General features: G+C 65.0%; 1 protein-coding gene. It reads left to right on the top strand.

Translation table 11 applies throughout. The features are described from left to right. A partial coding sequence (locus tag ACIQMX_RS42470) for an amino acid adenylation domain-containing protein (RefSeq protein WP_402487084.1) occupies window positions 1-1,408 on the top strand: 1,408 nt, incomplete at both ends.

Here is a 1,408-nt window from a genome sequence, read left to right as displayed (position 1 = left end):
ATCCTGGTCGACTGGAACGGGGCCACCGGCCCCTACCCCGACACCGCGACCATCCACTCCCTCATCGAGGACCGCGTCACCACCGACCCGGACGCCATCGCCGTCACCCACGGCAACGAACAGTGGACCTACACACAAATCAACACCCGCGCCAACCAACTCGCCCACCACCTCCGCACAACCGGCATCACCCCCGACACACCCATCGCAGTCTGCCTCGACCGCTCCCCCGACCTCATCGCCACCCTCCTCGGCATCATGAAAGCCGGCGCCGCCTTCGTCCCCCTCGACCCCGAATACCCCACCGACCGCATCACCTACATGACCCAAGACGCCCAAGCACCCCTCATCATCACCAGCACACACCACACACACCGCCTGCCCCAAAACACCCCCCACCTCCTCACCGACACCCACTGGCCCCAAGGCCCCACCAACAACCCCACACCACTGGCCTCACCCGACAACCTCGCCTACATCATCTACACCTCAGGCTCCACCGGCCGCCCCAAAGGCGTCGCCCTCGAACACCGCGGCGTCGTCAACTACCTCCACTGGTGCAACCAGAACTACCCCACCAACAACCCCGGCGGCATCGGAACCATCCTCTACTCCTCCGTCACCTTCGACCTCACCATCACCGCCCTCTTCCTCCCCCTCATCCAAGGCACCCAACTCGCCATCCCCACAACCCAACCCGGCCAGAGCGCATTCGACGCCGCAATCGACCTCATCCTCACCAACACCCCCATCAGCTTCCTCAAAGCCACCCCCTCCCACCTCGAAATCCTCGCCGCCCACCTCACCACCCACCACGCCACCCACCACATCACCACCCTCGTCGCCGGCGGCGAAAACCTCACCCCCACCCTCGTCACCCAACTCCTCAACACCAGCACCACCCACACCACCATCAGCAACGAATACGGCGCCACCGAAGGCTCCGTCGCCAACGTCATGAGCCTCACCACCACACCCGACCCCAACGGACACACCACCACCCTCGGCCAACCCATCACCAACACCACCACCTACGTCCTGGACCACCACAACCAACCCGCCCCCATCGGCATCCCCGGACACGCCCTCCTCGGCGGCATCTGCCTCGCCCGCAACTACCACAACCGACCCGACCTCACCACCCAACGCTTCACCCCCAACCCCCTCCACACCCCCACCGACCCCCGCACCTACCACACCGGCGACCTCGTCACCTGGCGCCCCGACGGCACCCTCGAATTCATCGGCCGCATCGACAACCAAATCAAACTCCGCGGCTACCGCATCGAACTCGGCGAAATCGAAAACGCCCTCCACACCCACCCCCACATCCACACCACCACCATCACCCTCCGCGAAGACACCCCCGGCAACAAACAACTCACCGCCTACATCACCCACACACCAG

The organism is Streptomyces sp. NPDC091416, assembly GCF_044756845.1.
In the GTDB taxonomy this organism is placed as follows: domain Bacteria; phylum Actinomycetota; class Actinomycetes; order Streptomycetales; family Streptomycetaceae; genus Streptomyces.
This window is presented reverse-complemented; position numbering and strand designations above follow the sequence as displayed.